Here is a 17,217-nt window from a genome sequence, read left to right as displayed (position 1 = left end):
CTCTTTCACTATGCGTTTATTTGATAAAAGAATTATTTCCCATTTTGATTATTTGTTAATAATATTTGTTTTACCATTGATATTCTTATCATACCATTTAATTAGTGAAACAAACGAACAGTTAGCTGAAAAGCAAATATTTTATTATACTATTGCTATATTTGCTTTTGTTGTAGTATTTCTTTTGCCAATAAGAAGAAAAATAAGAATTATACCTATTTTATATTGGTTAGGAATTATTTTATTATTAGCTGTTGAGTTTTGGGGAATTACCAAATTAGGTGCTAAAAGATGGATTTATATACCATTTTTGGGTACAACCATTCAGCCATCAGAACTTATTAAACCAGTATTTATTTTGATGTTAGGATATTTAATTCAACAAAAACCACCATCTGTAAATGGATATAATTTAAAAGAGTTTGCATATTTTTCTTTTTATATATTACTGCCATTTATTTTGATTGCAAAAGAACCTGATTTAGGAACAGCACTGGTTTTACTTTTTGTTGGTTATGGAATTTTATTTTTAATTGGAGTAAATTGGAAAATTTGGGCTTCAATATTTTTGATTATAGGAATATCTTCACCTTTTATTTATACTTATTTAATCAAAGATTATCAGAAAAAAAGAATAGTTGATTTTTTATCTGAAAAGCCAAGTTATCACGTACAGCAATCAATAATTGCTATTGGTTCAGGTGGATTGATAGGGAAAGATTCAGAAGAAGCAACTCAAACTCAATTAAAATTTTTACCAATTGCAACTAGCGATTTTATTTTTGCTTATTTTGTTGAAAGATATGGTTTTTTAGGAGCTATTGGTCTAATTGTTTTGTATACATTATTGATTTTTCATCTTTTGAGTATGAATTTTTACTTTAAAGAAGACTATATAGTCAGGGCTTTTGCTTCAGGACTTGCTTTACTTATATTTTTTAATATGAGTATAAATATATTGATGGTTATAGGATTTGCACCTGTTGTTGGACTTCCTTTACCTTTATTCTCTTATGGAGGAAGTTCTTTTATAAACTTTATAGTAACTTTTGCAATTTTGGAAAATTTATTAGCATTTAGATATATGAATTTATATAGTTATGAAAGAAAATTATAAATAACTAAGATGTTTTAAATTAAGATTTAAATTTAAAGCATCCCTTGTTGTTTTAATATTTCTGCTAAAATTTCCAAATCATAAATAGATTTAGGACAATTCTCTTTAGTTGTTTTAATATCTATAACTTTTTCTTCTTTTTCATTTGTATATTCATATATTAAAATATAATCTTTTTTTAATAAATCAGTTGTATTGTAATCTTCACAAATTGATTCTTGAATTTTTCTTTTTAAAATATTTTGATTTTTTGCTAAAGATAAATCAATATTATTTAAACTATATTTATAAAAAATATTTTTATTTTCTTTATAAATATCTACTAAGATACTATTCATATCAACTTGAATAGGAAGATTTCCTTTTAAACTTTTTATCTCTTTTTCTATATAATAATCTTCTAAAAAATTAAATTTATAAACTTCTATAAAATATGATGTTGAGATAAACAAATTAATACTTATTATGGTTTTAGCTAAAAAAGACCAAATTTTATTACCTTCATATTTGTTTGCACTTTTAAAGATAATAAAAAAAATAGATATTGAATATAACAATAAAATAGATTGAATTACGAAATTAACAGAGTTGTTATTGTAATTAAAAAAGTATTCAATTAAAACAGATATAAATACAAACCAAAACCAAAATACAATAGCTAAGGAGATATTTCCATTAAAAAGATTTTTTAAATATTTTTTTATTCTTTCCATAATAGTTTTTACCTAATATAATCTGTAAAATACTTTAAATCGAAGTTTTGTTGTGGTTGTTGGTCTTGGATAATCTTTATAAGCTATTTCTATTAATTCTATAGAATAGTCATCTAAAACAGCATAACCTGATGAATTAATTATTTTAAGTCCTGTAATACTTCCATCTGGATGAAACATAAATTCAACAATATTTACACCTCCGATTTTAAGTTTAGCCGCAAGTTTTGGATAACCAAGTCTATCTAAAACTCTTTGAGTTATAACTTGAAAATTATTTATATTTTTTTCCAAATATGCTTTTTGAACTTTTGTAAAAGTTTTATACTCTTCTCCATAAAGTTTTTCTAATTCATTTAATATCTCTTGATTTACAGGTTCTTTTTGAGATAAAAAACTTTCTAAAGTTTTATTTTGAATTGAATTTTCTTTATTAACAATCTGTTCTTTTAAAATATTTTCTTGCAATTTTTTAGCTTTTTCTATGTCAACTTTAGATTTTTTTTCAACTTTTTTTACAGGAATTATATTCTCTTTTTTAACAGGTTTTTTTATAGATTCTTTTTTTTTAACTATTTTTTCAATAGGTTTTTCTATAACTTTTTCAGTTTCAATTTTTTCAATAATTGGTTTATTCTCTTTAAGTTTTACAAATTTAACATCAGTTTTTTTATTTTTAATCTCTTCTTTTTGAGAGTTTTTTAATAATTCTTTATGCTCATATTTTTTAAATAAAAACAGATGTAGTGATAAGGAAATTATAAACGCAAGTATTACTATTTTCATGGGCAGGATTATAGTATAAATCCCCCTAAAATTAATCTAAAGAATTAGGTTAGAAAAAAAAATGAGTCAATTAGAAGTATCTTTGTCAATAGGACAAAAATCTTCAGGCTTTTATTCACATATGGAAAATTATAAACATAAAAAACATTTTAATTTAACACATTTATATAAACTATCAATTTTATTTGAAGTTGAAATTGAAGAATTCTTTAAAAAATAGAATCATAGCAAAGATGCTAAATAATCATTTAGAGAAGTTATAGTACAATTGCCTCAAAATGATTAATTAGGAATTTTTATGTTTGAAAAATCAATTAAGGCTTATGAAGAGGCTTGTGAAGTAATACCAGGTGGAGTTGATTCACCCGTTCGTGCTTTTAAAAGTGTAGGGGGAACGCCACCTTTTATAGAAAAAGGAAAGGGTGCTTATTTATACGATGTAGATGGAAATAAGTATGTAGATTTTGTTCAAAGTTGGGGACCTTTAATTTTTGGGCACTGTGATAAAGATATTGAAGATGCTGTTATTGAAACTACTAAAAAAGGTTTATCTTTTGGTGCTCCTACTTTACTTGAAACACAATTAGCAAATGAAATTGTTGAGATGTTTGATAATATTGGAAAAGTAAGATTTGTTAGTTCAGGAACAGAAGCTGTAATGAGTGCTATAAGGCTTGCAAGGGGAGTTACAGGAAAAAATGATATTGTAAAATTTGAAGGTTGTTATCATGGACACTCTGATTCATTACTTGTTCAAGCAGGTTCTGGAATGGCAACTTTTGGAAGTCCAAGTAGTCCAGGAGTTCCAGCAGATTTAACAAAACATACTTTACTTTGTGAATATAATAATATTGAAAATTTAAAAAAATGTTTTGAAGATTCATCTGATATTGCTTGTATTATAATCGAGCCAATAGCTGGCAATATGGGATTAGTACCAGCTAGTGATGAGTTTTTAGCTACTTGTAGAGAACTTTGCGATAAAAATGGTGCATTACTTATTTTTGATGAAGTTATGAGTGGATTTAGAGCTTCGTTAAAAGGTGCCAGTGGAATATTAAAAACACAAGCTGATATTTTAACTTTTGGAAAAGTAATAGGCGCTGGAATGCCCGTTGGTGCTTTTGCAGCTTCAAAAGAGATTATGTCAAATTTAAGCCCTGAAGGTAAAATTTATCAAGCTGGAACTTTAAGTGGAAATCCTGTTGCTATGGCAGCAGGACTAGTGAGTTTAAAAAAATTAAAAGCAAATCCAAAAATTTACGATGAGTTAAATCAAAAAGCTTTAAAACTTGTAAATGGACTAAAAAAAATAGCAAATGAAAATAATATTTCTTTACAAGTTAATACAAGAGGAAGTATGTTTGGATTTTTCTTTTGTGAAGAGAGTCCTACAAATTTTAAAGAGGTTGGAAAGTGTGACTTCAAAAGATTTGCAACTTTTCATCATGAGATGATTAAAAAAGGTTTTTATTTTGCTTGTTCTCAGTATGAGGCTGGATTTATGTGTACGGAAATTACAAATGAAGATATAGAAGCTTGTTTAGAAGCTGCTTCAATAGTTATGAAAAATTTATAAAAAGGAAAAAAAATGGAAAGTATTAAAAATGTTGAATTAGTAAAAAAGGCAAATATTTATTTTGATGGAAATGTTACAAGTAGAACATTTATCGAATCAAATGGAGATAAAAAAACTTTAGGTATTATGATGCCAGGTGAGTATACTTTTGGTACAAATGAAGCAGAACTTATGGAAATAATTGCAGGTGAAGTAGAAGTTAGATTAAAAGATTCAACACAATGGCAAACTTATACAGCAGATTCATCTTTTAATGTTCCTGCAAATTCAAGTTTTGATATTAAAGTAAAAGTTATAACAGATTATTGTTGTTCTTTCATAAAATAGTTGGTAATTTTTTATGAAAAATAATGAAGAAATAGAAAAGCCAAAACATAGAGATAAACTAGAAGCTTTAGATAATATGTCTTTAGGAATTTCAATTGTTGTTGCTATTGCTATTGGATTTGGTATAGGATATGGTTTAAAATATTTAACAGGATACACATGGACTTTATGGCTTGGAATATTTTGGGGGATAGCTGCAGCTGCTCTTAATATTTATAAAGCTTATAAAAGAGCTCAAAAATCTTATGAGGGTATGGAAAATGACCCAAGATATTCTTATAGAGCAAAACATGGAGATAAATCTTTTGATGACGAAGATTAATCCTGAAATTCTAAAATTTGCAAAAGTCTTTATTTTTTTAGACTTTTGCTTAGTTATTTATGCATTGATTTTTCAAAATAATTTATGGCTTTTAAATACTCAGGTTGCATTTTTTTCATCTTTATTAGTTATTACAGGCTCTTTTTTATCTTATAAAAAGAATATTCAAAATAGATTATCAAATTTTGATTCAAATAAAGCACAAGAAGGTATTGAAAGGGATAAGATAGATGAAATTGATGACCCTTTTGATTTATATAGTGATTATGAACCTGTAAAAGAAGAAGATTTAACACCAGAAAAAATAAAAGAGATAATAAATGATGAAAAATCTAAATTGAAAAAAAATAGTATTAAAAATGCTATATTTAGCGCAAGTGGATTTTTATCTCTTTATAGAATACTTGGTTATGCCATATTGATTTTCGGTTTTTTTGCTTTAAATAACAATCAAATATTTATGCCAATTTCTTTTATTATTGGTTTAAGTGTCGTTCCATTTGGAGTTTTAATTTCAAAGCTAAAAATATAGCTTTGAAATTATTAAATAATTAAAGGTAAATCTAAAGTAGCTTTATAATCATCTAAAGATAAAATAAAAGAGTTGTTTTCTTTTATATTTATATCTGAAAAATCTGCTTTTTCATTTGAAGCAATTTCTACACTAATTAGTGAATATTTTTTTCCATCAATTTTTATGTATTCTCCAATTTTAAGAAGTATTGAACAAGTTATATTTTCTGAATTATTAAAAGATTCAATAACTTGATTTAGACTTTTTATAAATGAACTTGCATCTAACTTAAATTCTGGAATAGAAGGATCATAGTTTTTTATAAAATTTATATTTTTCTTAATTTTACTCGTAGAAATAGAGAGGTCAACTAAAGTAAAAATATTAGTTGTATTTATATTTTTTATATTTAATTTTGATTCTTTTTTAACCATTGCACTTTTATATAGTTTCATATGAATTTCTTCATCATTTTCATATTTAACACTAATAGCATAAAATGTATAATTTTTAATAGTTAAATCAATGTAAGAAGTGGATGCTCCAAATGTTTTTGGAGCATACGCTAAGGCTAAATCAAAGAGTTCTTTTGGTTTTATTCTATTCAATAAAAATTGTGCTTCAGAATTAGAATATAAAATTTTAGAACTAGATGAAAAAGATAGTATAGGATTTAAATCTAATTCAACCCATTCTTCAAAAAAACTCATAGGTTTAACTTTCTACATAGTTTTTAAGATTTTTACCTACTTTTGGATGCTTTAATTTTTTAATAGCACTTGATTCAATTTGTCTAACTCTCTCTCTTGTTACAGAAAGTTCTTTCCCAATTTCTTCTAATGTTCTATCACTTGCATCTTCCATAAGACCAAATCTCATTCTAATAACTGCTTGTTCTCTCTCATTTAATTGACCTAATATTTGATCAATTTGCCCTTGTAAATCTTCTTTCATGATATTATCAATTGGTGTTGGAGCTTTTTCATCAGGAACAAAATCTCCAAATTTACCATCATCATCACTTCCTATAGGTGCTTCTAAAGATACAGGTTCTTTAGTAATTTTAATTACTTGTTTTACTTTATCAACAGGAAGTCCAACTTCTTTTGCAATTTCATCTACATCAGGCTCTCTTCCATTTTCTTGAATACCTTTTCTAATAATTTTATTGATTCTATTAATAGTTTCAATCATATGAATTGGAATTCTAATAGTTCTTGCTTGATCTGCAATTGCTCTAGAAATTGCTTGTCTAATCCACCATGTTGCATAAGTAGAAAATTTATAACCTTTTTTATACTCAAATTTATCAACAGCTTTCATAAGACCGATATTACCTTCTTGAATCAAGTCTAAGAATGGTAAACCTCTGTTTGTATATCTTTTTGCAATAGATACAACAAGTCTTAGGTTTGACTTTGCCATTCTTGTTTTTGAAGTATCAGTTATTTGTTTACCTCTTTTTATTTGCTCAAGAACATCTTTTAATTCTTCAGGTGCTAAATCAAAACCACCTTTAGAAGCTTCAGCTGTTTGGAAAAGTTTTTTAATTTCCATATAAGTAGAAACCATTGTAGCTTCTGGAACCATTGAAGTAATTTGAGCTTTTGATAAATTAACAATATTGTCCAAAATCTTTTGGTGATTTTTCAATAATGTTTCATTAAATAATGGTAACTTATACTCTAATCTTTTTAATTCACCATCAAAACCTGTTTCAGATTTTAACGCTGTTTCCATAGCTCTTACTATTTCAGTAATTAATTTAGAAGTTGGTCCTAAATTTAAAAGAGCTTCTTTTAAAATTCTTTTTTTGAAAGCAACAGCAAGATTAAATGTCATTTGATCCATTTCATCATCTGATTTTGCAGTCTCTTTTGCTTGAAATTTAAGCCAATCTTTTTTTGCTTTTTCTAACTCTTTAAATGCTTCAATAATTGTTTGAGCTCTTTTATCAAGTTTTTTTTGTTTTTTACCGCTTATTTTTTCGTCATCACTATCAGCTGAAGAGTCTTCTAAATCTGCATCATCTAAATCCTCATCATCAAGTTCTTCATCTTCTTCATTTTCATTTTCATCATCATCAAAGTTTTTAAATAATTCTTTAACTTTTCTTTCTCTATTTACTAAAGGTTCTTTATATTCTAAAATGAAATCTATTAAATATGGAACATAACAAATAGCATCAAGAATAATATCTTCACCCATTTCAATTTTTTTAGAGATTTCTATCTCTTCTTCTTTTGTAAGTAATGGAATTTGTCCCATTTCTCTTAAATACATTCTAACAGGAGAATCTGATCTTGACCACTCAAGTAACTCTTTATTTTTTAATAAATCGTAAACATCATCTTCATTTTCAATTAATTTCTCTCTTAATTCTTTTCTTTTTTTTGCTTCTTCTGCATTCATTCTTTTTGCTTGTTCTTGAGAACTAATAACAGTTACGTTATATAATTGTATTAATGCTAAAAGTTTTTTAACCGTTGGACCAGAAGGAGCTTTAGGAAAGATTTTAATGATTTTTTCATAAGTTAGTATAGAGTCTTTATACTCTTTTACTAATTGTTCAATTACTTTATTTATATCTTTTACGCTCATTGTTTTAGGAAATCCTCCTTGTAAGATAGGGGGATATTATACCCAAATTAATTAAATATCCTATTAAAGAAAATTATTTAAACAAATATTACTAAAAAATTGGCTAAAATGCATTTTTTTGAAAATAATTTGTTTAATAAATAGTTAGTTTGTTAAATGTAAGGATATAAAATATGAATAAAATTAGTGGAAAAGTATGGAATTTTGGTGCAAATATTGATACAGATGTTATCATAGCAGCTAGATATTTAAATAGTTCAGACCCTGAACATTTAGCAAAATATGTAATGGAAGATGCAGATCCTGACTTTCCAAAAAAATTACAAAGAGGTGATATTATTGTTGCAGGTGAGAATTTTGGTTGTGGTTCAAGTAGGGAACATGCACCAATTGCATTAAAAGCTGCTGGAGTTGCCGCAGTTGTTGCACCATCATTTGCAAGAATTTTTTATAGAAATGCATTTAATATGGGTTTACCAATATTTGAATTACCTGAATCTTTAGAGATAAAAGAGGGTGAAGAAATCTCTATTGATTTAGATAAAGGTGAAATTACAAATAATACAACAAACAAAACTTATAAATTTATTCCAATTCCTCCTTTTATGCAAGAGTTAATTGCAAGTGGTGGATTAATAAATTATGCAATTGAAGAAATGAAAAAGGCTAACTAATGAAAAACTATAAAATATCAATAATCAAAGGTGATGGGATAGGTCCAGAAATCGTAGATGAAGCAATAAAAGTATTAAACGCAGTTGCAAAAAAATGTGATTTCTCTTTATCTTATAAAGAGTATTTAATGGGTGGTATTGCTATTGATACTACAGGTGTTCCACTTCCTGCTGAAACAGTTGAAGGTGTTTTAAATTCTGATGCTTGTTTATTTGGTGCAATTGGTGGAGAAAAATGGGATACACTTCCTAGAGAATTAAGACCTGAAACTGGATTATTAAAATTTAGAGAAGAAATGGGTGTATACGCAAACTTAAGACCTGCAATTATTTATGATGAATTAGTAAATGCCTCTACTTTAAAACCTGAAGTAATTAAAGGTGTTGATATTATGATTGTAAGAGAATTAATTGGTGGAATCTATTTTGGAAAACCAAGAGAAAATGATGGATTTAAAGCATTTAATACAATGGTTTATACAAAACCAGAAATTGTAAGAATTGGTAAAACAGCATTTGAACTTGCAAGAAAAAGAGATAAAAGAGTTTGCTCAGTTGATAAAGCAAATGTTTTAGAAGTTTCTCAACTTTGGAGAGATACTATGAATGAATTAGCTAAAGATTACCCAGATGTTGAATTAACACATATGTATGTAGATAACGCAGCAATGCAACTTGTAAGAAATCCAAAACAATTTGATGTTATAGTAACAGGAAATATTTTTGGAGATATTCTTTCAGATACAGCATCAATGGTAGTAGGTTCAATTGGATTACTTCCAAGTGCATCAACAGGAGATAAAACAGCAATATATGAACCAATACATGGAAGTGCACCAGATATAGCAGGAATGGGGATAGCAAATCCACTAGCAACAATAGTAAGCGCAGCAATGATGCTAAGATACTCTTTAAATGAAGATAAAGCAGCAGATATGATAGAAGAAGCAATAAAAGCAGTGTTAAAAGATGGATATAGAACAAAAGATTTAGCTGCATTTGATGCTAAAAAAGTTTTAAATACTGTTCAAATGGGTGACATTATAGTTGATTATATAAATAAATAATTTTTGTGTTAGAATAAAAAATTATAAAATCAGGATTAATTATGAACGAAAAAAAATATAGATTAGTTACTAGAAGTGATATGGATGGTTTAGTGTGTGGAACACTGCTTAAATATTTGAATATAATTGATGAAATTGCTTTTGTACATCCAAAGGATATGCAAGATGGAAAAATTGTAATAACATCAAATGACATAACAACAAATCTACCATATGTTGATGGTGTATATCTAGCTTTTGATCATCATTTTAGTGAGACATTAAGAAATGATAAAAAGGATAATCATATTATTAATCCTGATGCACCAAGTGCAGCTCAAGTTGTTTATGAATATTATGGAGGAGATGAAGTTTTCCCAGGATATTTTACAGCTATGATGAATGGTGCAAATAAAGCAGATTCAGCAGATTTTAGTATTGATGATATTTTAAAACCAAGAGGTTGGGCATTACTTAGCTTTTTAATGGATTCAAGAACAGGTCTTGGAAGATTTAGAGATTTTAGAATTTCAAATTACCAATTAATGATGGATTTAATAGAATATTGTGCTAGACATAATATAGATGAAATTTTAGATTTACCAGATATTAAAGAAAGAATTGATTTATACTTTAAATATGAAGATGATTTTAAAGAACAATTAAAAAGATGTACAAAAGTTGTAGGAAATCTTTTAATTATTGATTATAGAAATGAAGAGATTATTTATCCTGGAAACAGATTTATGGTTTATGCAATGCATCCAGAACAAAATATTTCTATTCATGTTGTTTGGGGTAAAGATAAACAAAATATTGTATTTAGTACTGGAAAATCAATTATCAATAAATCTTCAAATACAAATGTTGGTGAATTAATGCTTAAATACAATGGTGGTGGACATAAAGCTGCTGGAGGTTGTCAAATTGATACAGATAAAGCAGAAGTTGTATTACAAGAGTTAATTGCTAAAATAAATCAAGATGGATAAAAAAGAAGTTTAAAACTTCTTTTTTATTTTTTCATAAAAATCATCAAAAGAGGGTAAATCTAGTTTTGCTTCTCTTTGTTTTTTCCCCCACATTGGTTCTGGAAAAAATGAATCTTCTTTAAATCTTGCCATAATATGAAAATGAACATGAGGGACATAGTTTCCAAAAGATGCAATATTTATTTTTTCAGGTTTAAAATAAGATATCATCTCTTTTTCAATTAAATCTAAATATTTCCATATTTCTTGTTTTGTTTCACTATTACATTCAGAAAACTCTTTTATTGGTTCATTTGTAAATATTTTTAACCAAGGAATTTCAGACGGTTCAATTTCAATTTTTATCAGTTCATTTTTGTAAATAATAGACAAAATATATCCTTTCATTAAACATAATTTGGATTATTCTACTATAAATTTTGTTAAAATAAATATTTATTCTTATATTCAACTAGCTTTAAGTAAAAATTAATTATAATCCAAATCCATTTTTTCAACCATCGAGGAAGTTTTTATAAAATATTTTTATTTTATAAAGAGTTGGTAAAAGCTTAAAAATAAAATATATTTATTTTTTAAGGCTTTTTCCTGTTGAAAGTGGCAATAACACAAAGAAAGAGGACAGGCTTATGAAAGTAAGAGCTTCAGTAAAGAAAATGTGTGATAAATGTAAGGTTATCAAAAGAAGAGGTATCGTAAGAGTAATCTGCGAAAACAAAAAACATAAACAAAGACAAGGATAAGACACATGGCAAGGATAGCGGGTGTTGATTTACCAAATAAAAAGAGAATGGAATACGCTTTAACGTATATTTACGGGATTGGATTACATAACTCAAGATTAATTTTAGATGCAGTTGGAATTGATTACAACAAAAGAGCATATGAATTAACAGAAGATGAAGCGGCAATTATTAGAAAAGAGATCCAAGATAACTATTTAGTTGAGGGAGACCTAAGAAAAAAAGTTGCAATGGATATTAAAGCTTTAATGGATTTAGGTTCATATAGAGGATTAAGACATAGAAAAGGTTTACCTTGTAGAGGGCAAAAGACTAAAACTAATGCTAGAACAAGAAAAGGTAAAAAGAAAACTGTTGGTGCAGCAACTAAATAAGGGATTGTAGATGGCAAAAAGAAAAGTTACTAGAAAAAAAATTGTAAGAAAAAATATTGCTGACGGTATCGTACATATTGCTGCAAGTTTCAATAATACAATGGTTACAGTTACAGATAATGCAGGTAATGCAATCGCATGGTCAAGTGCTGGAAATTTAGGATTTAAAGGTTCTAAAAAATCAACTCCATTTGCTGCTCAAGCTGCTGTTGAAGATGCTATGAATAAAGCTATGGAACACGGAATCAAAAATGTTGGGATTAAAATTCAAGGACCAGGTTCAGGTAGAGATACAGCTGTTAAAGCAGTTGGTTCTATGGATGGAGTTAGAGTTACTTGGTTAAAAGATGTTACACCATTACCACACAATGGTTGTAGACCTCCTAAAAGAAGAAGAGTGTAAGGAGTAAATAATGGCAAGATACAGAGGACCAGTAGAAAAAATCGAAAGAAGACTTGATGCGGATCTTGGGTTAAAAGGTGAGAGAAGATTATCAGGTAAAAGTGCTTTAGAAAAAAGACCATTTGCTCCAGGACAACACGGACAAAGAAGAGCTAAAATTTCTGAGTATGGATTACAATTAAGAGAAAAACAAAAAGCTAAATTTATGTATGGTGTTTCTGAAAAACAATTTAGAAAATACTTTAAAGAAGCAGCAAGAAGAGAAGGTAATACAGGGGCTAACCTAATTACTTTAATTGAACAAAGATTAGATAATGTTGTATTTAGAATGGGATTTGCTACAACTAGAGCAAATGCAAGACAATTTACAACACATGGACATGTTTTAGTTGATGGTAAGAAAGTAGATATTCCTTCTTATATCGTAAGACCTGGACAAAAAATCGAAATTAAAGAAAAATCTAAAACTAATCCTCAAGTTGTAAGAGCATTAGAATTAACAAATCAAACAGGAATGGTTGATTGGGTTAATGTTGATAAAGATAAAGTATTTGGAATTTTCACAAGAATACCAGCTAGAGAAGAAGTTGTTATCCCTGTTGAAGAGAGATTAATAGTAGAGTTATATTCTAAATAATAAATAAAAGGTAGCTAATGAAAAAGTTTGCAGAAACTCCGTTTTTACCAACTGAAGTTGAAATAGAGGCTATCAGTGATAATGAGGCTAAAATATCAGCATACCCATTTGAGGATGGTTTTGCAATTACTTTAGCACACCCTTTGAGAAGACTTCTTTTAAGTTCATCAGTTGGTTATGCACCAATAGCTGTGAAAATAGAGGGTGCTACTCATGAGTTTGACTCATTAAGAGGTATGTTAGAAGATATAGCTATTTTTGTTATAAATTTAAAGAATATTAAGTTTAAAATAAATGGTGATAAAGAACAAGTTGTTGTTGAGTATTCTTTCAATGGACCAAGAGAAATTAAAGGTGAAGATTTAATTAACTCTGATGTTGAAGTTGTATCAAAAGATGCTCATTTAGCAACGATTAATAGCGATTGTAATTTAACTTTTTCTGTAATTATTCAAAGAGGTATTGGTTATATGCCTTCTGAAGATATTAGAGATATTGTTGGACCAGATTATATTCCAATTGATGCATTCTTTACTCCTGTTAAAAAAGTGGTTTATGGTATTGAAAAAATGTTAGTTGAAGATAATCCTAACTTTGAAAAGGCTGTGTTTACTATACAAACAAATGGACAAATTTCTCCAATTACTGCTTTTAAAGAAGCTGTATCTGTTATGTATTCTCAAATGTCAGTATTTAATAAAGTTTTTGATTTATCAGAAGTAACAGTTAGTGAAAGTGGTGAAGAACCAGTTGAACTAAGAGAATTAGTAGTTAAAATTGATGATTTAAATTTAAGTGCTAGAAGTTTCAACTCTTTAGATAGAGCTGGGCTTAAATTCTTAGGTGAATTAGTACTTATGAGTGAAGTTGAAGTTAAAAATATCAAAAATCTAGGGAAAAAATCTTATGATGAAATAGCTGAAAAGTTAGAATCTTTAGGATACCCTGTTGAAAATACACTTCCGGAAAATGTTGCTTCTGCATTAAGAAGAAAATTAGAGCAACTAAAAGCATAATAAGGGTTTAATATGAGACATAAGCATGGATATAGAAAGTTAAGTAGAACTTCTTCTCATAGAAAAGCATTGTTAAAAAATATGGCAATTGCTATTATCGAAAGAGAAAAAATAGAAACAACTGTACCAAAAGCAAAAGAATTAAAAAGATATATTGAAAAATTAGTAACATCTGCTAGAAATGCAGACTTAAATACACATAGATTTGTATTTGCTGCATTACAATCAAAAGAAGCTACTAAAAAATTAATTAATGAAATTGCACCAAAATACGAAGGTAGAAATGGTGGATATACTTCAATAGTTAAAACTAGAATAAGAAAAGGTGATGCTACTCCAATGGCATTCATCTCTTTTGTATAAGAGTAAAAAATTATACTTCCAAGGGAATAGAATTTAATTTCTATTCCCTTTTTTTATTTCTTAAATTTTAATAAAAACCTCCTTTATAACCTTTTTTTAATCAATTATTTGATACAATTCGATGCATATTATAATTGCAAAATCATAGGAGAACCGATTGATAACCCTAAAAAAAGCACTAACATTAGCTAGTGATGATATAAAAAAATTAAGAGATGATTTAAGTTTAAAAATAAAAGAAAATAATATAGGTGCTTACGTTGAACAGTTAGTTTCAACTGATATTTCAAAATCTGGAATAGGTATTCCAATAGCCATAAAAGATAATATAAATGTTAAAAATTGGGAAATTACTTGTTCTAGTAATATTTTAAAAGGTTATATTTCACCATATAACGCAACAGTTATAAATAATCTTGAAAAAGCTGGTTTAAGTCCATTTGGTAGAACAAATATGGATGAGTTTGCAATGGGAAGTTCAACAGAATCTTCTTGTTATGGAAGAACATTAAATCCACTTGATAATACAAAAGTTCCAGGAGGAAGTTCAGGTGGTTCAGCTGCTGCTGTTGCTGCTGGAATAGCAATTGCTGCACTTGGAACAGATACAGGTGGAAGTATTAGACAACCTGCTGCGTATTGTGGTTGTGTTGGAATGAAACCAACTTATGGAAGAGTTTCAAGATATGGAATAACTGCTTATTCATCTTCACTTGATCAATGTGGACCAATTACACAAAATGTTGAAGATGCTGCAATTTTATATGATATTATTTCAGGATATGATCCTATGGATTCAACTTCTGCAAATATAGACTATGAAGCTGTTACTCCAAAATTAAATAGCAATAGAAAATTAACAATTGCTGTAATTGATAATTTTGTTGAACAAGCAAGTCCAGCAATAAAAAAAGGTTTTGCAAAAGCTGTAAAAGCATTAGAAGAAGCTGGGCATAAAATAATTCATAAAAATATGTTAGATACTCAAAAAATTGTTTCAACTTATTATATTGTAGCAACAGCAGAAGCTAGTGCAAATTTAGCTAGATTTGATGGTGTTAGATATGGAAATAGAAAAGGTGATTCTGGCTTAAAAGATATGTATGTTCAAACTAAATCTCAAGGATTTGGTTCAGAAGTACAAAAAAGAATAATGTTAGGTTCGTTTGTATTAAGTTCTGGATATTATGATGCATATTATATTAAGGCTCAAAAAGTAAGACATTTAATAAAAGATGAATATTCAGCTATATTTAATGAAGCTGATTTAATTCTTTCTCCAGTTGCTCCAACAACTGCTCCAAAATTTGGTTCATTTAAAACTTCTTTAGAGATGTATTTAAGTGATATTTATACAATTTCTGTAAATCTAGCGGGACTTCCAGCTATTTCATTACCTGTTGATAAAGATGAAGATGGAATGCCAGTGGGACTTCAATTTATTGCAAACGCATATAATGAACAAACTTTATTTGATGGTGCTTTATCTTTGGAAAAAGCTATTAATTATACAAAATAAATATTAATCTAGGAATATAAAATGAGAATTAGAAAAAGAGCATTGACATTTGAGGATGTACTATTAGTACCAGCAAAATCAGAAGTTTTACCAAAAGAAGTTTGCATTAAAACAAAGCTTACAAAAAAAATTGAATTAAATATTCCATTTGTGAGTGCAGCTATGGATACAGTAACTGAATTTGAAGCTGCAATTGCAATGGCAAGACTTGGAGGGATTGGAATTATTCATAAAAATATGGATATTGAAACTCAAGTTTTACAATGTAAAAAAGTAAAAAAGTCTGAATCAGGAATGATTATAGACCCAATCACAATTAAACCTTCTCAAACATTACAAGATGCAGAAGATATAATGGCATCTTATAGAATCTCTGGAGTTCCTGTTGTAGATGATAATAATATTTTAGTTGGTATTTTAACAAACAGAGATATGAGATTTACAAAAGATTTTACACAAAAAGCTAAAGATAAAATGACTATTATGCCTTTAGTTACTGCAAAAGAGGGTACTACTTTAGAAGAAGCTGCTGATATTATGCATGCTAATAAAATAGAAAAATTACCAATTGTTGATAACAATAATAGATTAATAGGATTGATTACAATCAAAGATATTAACAAAAAAAGAGAATATCCAAATGCAAATAAAGATGAATTTGGAAGATTAAGAGTTGGTGCTGCTATTGGTGTTGGTCAATTAGATAGAGCTAGAGCTTTAGTTGCAGTTGGTGTTGATGTTTTAGTTCTTGATTCAGCTCATGGACATTCAAAAGGTATTTTAGATACAGTTAAAGCTATAAAAGCTGAAATGGATGTGCAAATTATTGCTGGAAATGTAGCAACTGCTGAAGCAACTGCTGATCTAATTGCAGCTGGTGCTGATGCTGTTAAAGTTGGAATTGGACCTGGTTCTATTTGTACAACAAGAATCGTAGCAGGTGTAGGAATTCCTCAAATTAGTGCAATTGATGAATGTGCAGCTGAAGGTGCAAAAACAGGAACACCAATTATTGCTGATGGTGGAATTAAATATTCTGGAGATGTAGCTAAAGCTTTAGCTGTTGGTGCAAGTTCAGTTATGATGGGAAGTGCATTAGCTGGAACTGATGAAAGTCCAGGTGAAGTTGTATTATTCCAAGGTAGAAAATTTAAAACATATAGAGGAATGGGTTCTATTGGAGCTATGACTAAAGGAAGTACAGATAGATATTTCCAAGAAGGAACAGCTGCTGATAAATTAGTTCCAGAAGGAATTGAAGGAAGAGTTGCTTATAGAGGAAGTATAGCTGATATTATTCATCAAATGGTTGGTGGATTAAGAAGTTCTATGGGGTACTTAGGAAGTAAAGATATTCCAACTTTCCAAGAAAGAGCAGAGTTTGTAGAAATTACAAGTGCAGGACTTAGAGAGTCTCATGTTCATGATGTAACTATTACAAATGAGGCACCAAACTATCACATTTAAAAAAAAAGAGTTAAACTCTTTTTT

General features: G+C 28.1%; 21 protein-coding genes and 1 pseudogene. 17 read left to right on the top strand and 5 right to left on the bottom strand.

What is annotated here, in order from left to right:
- Positions 1-10: 10 nt before the first annotated feature.
- Entirely contained in the window at positions 11-1,117 is a 1,107-nt protein-coding gene (locus tag AAQM_RS07945; protein ID WP_129095317.1) for an FtsW/RodA/SpoVE family cell cycle protein, read from the top strand.
- 32 nt (positions 1,118-1,149) lie between these two features.
- On the opposite strand, the gene AAQM_RS07940 is transcribed toward AAQM_RS07945, so the two are convergent.
- Positions 1,150-1,830 carry a hypothetical protein gene (locus AAQM_RS07940; protein WP_129095318.1) on the bottom strand — a complete coding sequence of 227 codons (681 nt, stop codon included), beginning with the start codon at positions 1,828-1,830 and terminating at the stop codon, positions 1,150-1,152.
- 12 nt (positions 1,831-1,842) lie between these two features.
- On the bottom strand, positions 1,843-2,616 hold the full coding sequence (locus AAQM_RS07935) for an energy transducer TonB (RefSeq protein ID WP_129095319.1): 774 nt from the start codon (positions 2,614-2,616) through the stop codon (positions 1,843-1,845).
- Positions 2,617-2,656: 40 nt separating this feature from the next.
- On the opposite strand from AAQM_RS07935, the pseudogene AAQM_RS07930 reads away from it, so the two are divergent.
- The 5 genes and pseudogenes from AAQM_RS07930 to AAQM_RS07910 all read left to right on the top strand — a co-directional run.
- A pseudogene (locus tag AAQM_RS07930) lies at positions 2,657-2,836 on the top strand (helix-turn-helix domain-containing protein); the annotation flags it as partial.
- Between the two features lie 78 nt (positions 2,837-2,914).
- On the top strand, positions 2,915-4,195 hold the full coding sequence (gene hemL, locus AAQM_RS07925) for a glutamate-1-semialdehyde 2,1-aminomutase (RefSeq protein WP_129095321.1): 1,281 nt from the start codon (positions 2,915-2,917) through the stop codon (positions 4,193-4,195).
- Positions 4,196-4,207: 12 nt separating this feature from the next.
- Entirely contained in the window at positions 4,208-4,522 is a 315-nt protein-coding gene (gene ppnP / locus AAQM_RS07920) for a pyrimidine/purine nucleoside phosphorylase (RefSeq protein WP_129095322.1), read from the top strand.
- Between the two features lie 13 nt (positions 4,523-4,535).
- Positions 4,536-4,844 carry an AtpZ/AtpI family protein gene (locus AAQM_RS07915; protein WP_128986753.1) on the top strand — a complete coding sequence of 103 codons (309 nt, stop codon included), beginning with the start codon at positions 4,536-4,538 and terminating at the stop codon, positions 4,842-4,844.
- Positions 4,831-5,376, top strand: a complete 546-nt coding sequence (locus AAQM_RS07910; protein WP_129095323.1) for a hypothetical protein — start codon at positions 4,831-4,833, stop codon at positions 5,374-5,376. The genes AAQM_RS07915 and AAQM_RS07910 overlap by 14 nt, the downstream gene beginning before the upstream one ends.
- A gap of 11 nt (positions 5,377-5,387) precedes the next feature.
- Here AAQM_RS07910 and AAQM_RS07905 read toward each other — a convergent pair whose 3' ends face one another.
- Both AAQM_RS07905 and rpoD read right to left on the bottom strand, forming a co-directional pair.
- Positions 5,388-6,068 (bottom strand): hypothetical protein, encoded by a 681-nt coding sequence (locus AAQM_RS07905; RefSeq protein ID WP_129095324.1) that lies wholly within the window; start codon positions 6,066-6,068, stop codon positions 5,388-5,390.
- A 4-nt stretch (positions 6,069-6,072) separates the two neighbouring features.
- Positions 6,073-7,959 carry an RNA polymerase sigma factor RpoD gene (rpoD, locus tag AAQM_RS07900; RefSeq protein ID WP_129095325.1) on the bottom strand — a complete coding sequence of 629 codons (1,887 nt, stop codon included), beginning with the start codon at positions 7,957-7,959 and terminating at the stop codon, positions 6,073-6,075.
- Positions 7,960-8,132: 173 nt separating this feature from the next.
- On the opposite strand from rpoD, the gene AAQM_RS07895 reads away from it, so the two are divergent.
- Genes AAQM_RS07895 through AAQM_RS07885 form a run of 3 tightly spaced genes read left to right on the top strand, consistent with a single transcriptional unit; the run spans position 8,133 to position 10,671 of the window.
- A complete protein-coding gene (locus AAQM_RS07895) occupies positions 8,133-8,633 on the top strand; it encodes a 3-isopropylmalate dehydratase small subunit (RefSeq protein ID WP_128986757.1) in 501 nt (166 codons plus the stop codon).
- Positions 8,633-9,700 carry a 3-isopropylmalate dehydrogenase gene (gene leuB / locus AAQM_RS07890; protein ID WP_171920693.1) on the top strand — a complete coding sequence of 356 codons (1,068 nt, stop codon included), beginning with the start codon at positions 8,633-8,635 and terminating at the stop codon, positions 9,698-9,700. Before AAQM_RS07895 ends, leuB begins: the two co-directional genes overlap by 1 nt.
- Positions 9,701-9,741: 41 nt before the next feature.
- Positions 9,742-10,671, top strand: a complete 930-nt coding sequence (locus AAQM_RS07885) for a DHH family phosphoesterase (protein WP_129096249.1) — start codon at positions 9,742-9,744, stop codon at positions 10,669-10,671.
- Between the two features lie 9 nt (positions 10,672-10,680).
- On the opposite strand, the gene AAQM_RS07880 is transcribed toward AAQM_RS07885, so the two are convergent.
- Positions 10,681-11,037, bottom strand: coding sequence for an HIT family protein (locus AAQM_RS07880; RefSeq protein WP_412784088.1), 357 nt, complete (start codon positions 11,035-11,037; stop codon positions 10,681-10,683).
- A gap of 263 nt (positions 11,038-11,300) precedes the next feature.
- Here AAQM_RS07880 and rpmJ point away from each other — a divergent pair, with 263 nt between their 5' ends.
- From rpmJ to guaB, 8 genes are all read left to right on the top strand, one after another.
- On the top strand, positions 11,301-11,414 hold the full coding sequence (gene rpmJ, locus AAQM_RS07875) for a 50S ribosomal protein L36 (RefSeq protein WP_004509205.1): 114 nt from the start codon (positions 11,301-11,303) through the stop codon (positions 11,412-11,414).
- Positions 11,415-11,419: 5 nt separating this feature from the next.
- Entirely contained in the window at positions 11,420-11,788 is a 369-nt protein-coding gene (gene rpsM / locus AAQM_RS07870) for a 30S ribosomal protein S13 (RefSeq protein ID WP_128986761.1), read from the top strand.
- Between the two features lie 10 nt (positions 11,789-11,798).
- Positions 11,799-12,191, top strand: a complete 393-nt coding sequence (gene rpsK, locus AAQM_RS07865; protein WP_014474481.1) for a 30S ribosomal protein S11 — start codon at positions 11,799-11,801, stop codon at positions 12,189-12,191.
- A 10-nt stretch (positions 12,192-12,201) separates the two neighbouring features.
- Entirely contained in the window at positions 12,202-12,828 is a 627-nt protein-coding gene (gene rpsD, locus AAQM_RS07860; RefSeq protein ID WP_128986762.1) for a 30S ribosomal protein S4, read from the top strand.
- A gap of 17 nt (positions 12,829-12,845) precedes the next feature.
- A complete protein-coding gene (locus AAQM_RS07855; RefSeq protein ID WP_129096247.1) occupies positions 12,846-13,844 on the top strand; it encodes a DNA-directed RNA polymerase subunit alpha in 999 nt (332 codons plus the stop codon).
- Between the two features lie 12 nt (positions 13,845-13,856).
- Positions 13,857-14,207, top strand: coding sequence for a 50S ribosomal protein L17 (gene rplQ / locus AAQM_RS07850; RefSeq protein WP_129096246.1), 351 nt, complete (start codon positions 13,857-13,859; stop codon positions 14,205-14,207).
- A 157-nt stretch (positions 14,208-14,364) separates the two neighbouring features.
- On the top strand, positions 14,365-15,726 hold the full coding sequence (gene gatA / locus AAQM_RS07845) for an Asp-tRNA(Asn)/Glu-tRNA(Gln) amidotransferase subunit GatA (RefSeq protein WP_164967086.1): 1,362 nt from the start codon (positions 14,365-14,367) through the stop codon (positions 15,724-15,726).
- 21 nt (positions 15,727-15,747) lie between these two features.
- Positions 15,748-17,193, top strand: a complete 1,446-nt coding sequence (guaB, locus tag AAQM_RS07840) for an IMP dehydrogenase (RefSeq protein WP_129096245.1) — start codon at positions 15,748-15,750, stop codon at positions 17,191-17,193.
- Positions 17,194-17,217: the final 24 nt, after the last annotated feature.

It is taken from the genome of Arcobacter aquimarinus (assembly GCF_013177635.1).
In the GTDB taxonomy this organism is placed as follows: domain Bacteria; phylum Campylobacterota; class Campylobacteria; order Campylobacterales; family Arcobacteraceae; genus Aliarcobacter; species Aliarcobacter aquimarinus.
Note: the sequence above shows the minus strand (reverse complement) of the source record. Positions and strands in the feature narration are given on the sequence as shown.

Bases quoted from the DNA above. Each gene is read 5' to 3' on its own strand.
- AAQM_RS07945 (WP_129095317.1), top strand. From the start codon at position 11: ATGCGTTTATTTGATAAAAGAATTATTTCCCATTTTGATTATTTGTTA.
- AAQM_RS07940 (WP_129095318.1), bottom strand. From the start codon at position 1,830: ATGGAAAGAATAAAAAAATATTTAAAAAATCTTTTTAATGGAAATATC.
- AAQM_RS07935 (WP_129095319.1), bottom strand. From the start codon at position 2,616: ATGAAAATAGTAATACTTGCGTTTATAATTTCCTTATCACTACATCTG.
- hemL (WP_129095321.1), top strand. From the start codon at position 2,915: ATGTTTGAAAAATCAATTAAGGCTTATGAAGAGGCTTGTGAAGTAATA.
- ppnP (WP_129095322.1), top strand. From the start codon at position 4,208: ATGGAAAGTATTAAAAATGTTGAATTAGTAAAAAAGGCAAATATTTAT.
- AAQM_RS07915 (WP_128986753.1), top strand. From the start codon at position 4,536: ATGAAAAATAATGAAGAAATAGAAAAGCCAAAACATAGAGATAAACTA.
- AAQM_RS07910 (WP_129095323.1), top strand. From the start codon at position 4,831: ATGACGAAGATTAATCCTGAAATTCTAAAATTTGCAAAAGTCTTTATT.
- AAQM_RS07905 (WP_129095324.1), bottom strand. From the start codon at position 6,068: ATGAGTTTTTTTGAAGAATGGGTTGAATTAGATTTAAATCCTATACTA.
- rpoD (WP_129095325.1), bottom strand. From the start codon at position 7,959: ATGAGCGTAAAAGATATAAATAAAGTAATTGAACAATTAGTAAAAGAG.
- AAQM_RS07895 (WP_128986757.1), top strand. From the start codon at position 8,133: ATGAATAAAATTAGTGGAAAAGTATGGAATTTTGGTGCAAATATTGAT.
- leuB (WP_171920693.1), top strand. From the start codon at position 8,633: ATGAAAAACTATAAAATATCAATAATCAAAGGTGATGGGATAGGTCCA.
- AAQM_RS07885 (WP_129096249.1), top strand. From the start codon at position 9,742: ATGAACGAAAAAAAATATAGATTAGTTACTAGAAGTGATATGGATGGT.
- rpmJ (WP_004509205.1), top strand. From the start codon at position 11,301: ATGAAAGTAAGAGCTTCAGTAAAGAAAATGTGTGATAAATGTAAGGTT.
- rpsM (WP_128986761.1), top strand. From the start codon at position 11,420: ATGGCAAGGATAGCGGGTGTTGATTTACCAAATAAAAAGAGAATGGAA.
- rpsK (WP_014474481.1), top strand. From the start codon at position 11,799: ATGGCAAAAAGAAAAGTTACTAGAAAAAAAATTGTAAGAAAAAATATT.
- rpsD (WP_128986762.1), top strand. From the start codon at position 12,202: ATGGCAAGATACAGAGGACCAGTAGAAAAAATCGAAAGAAGACTTGAT.
- AAQM_RS07855 (WP_129096247.1), top strand. From the start codon at position 12,846: ATGAAAAAGTTTGCAGAAACTCCGTTTTTACCAACTGAAGTTGAAATA.
- rplQ (WP_129096246.1), top strand. From the start codon at position 13,857: ATGAGACATAAGCATGGATATAGAAAGTTAAGTAGAACTTCTTCTCAT.
- guaB (WP_129096245.1), top strand. From the start codon at position 15,748: ATGAGAATTAGAAAAAGAGCATTGACATTTGAGGATGTACTATTAGTA.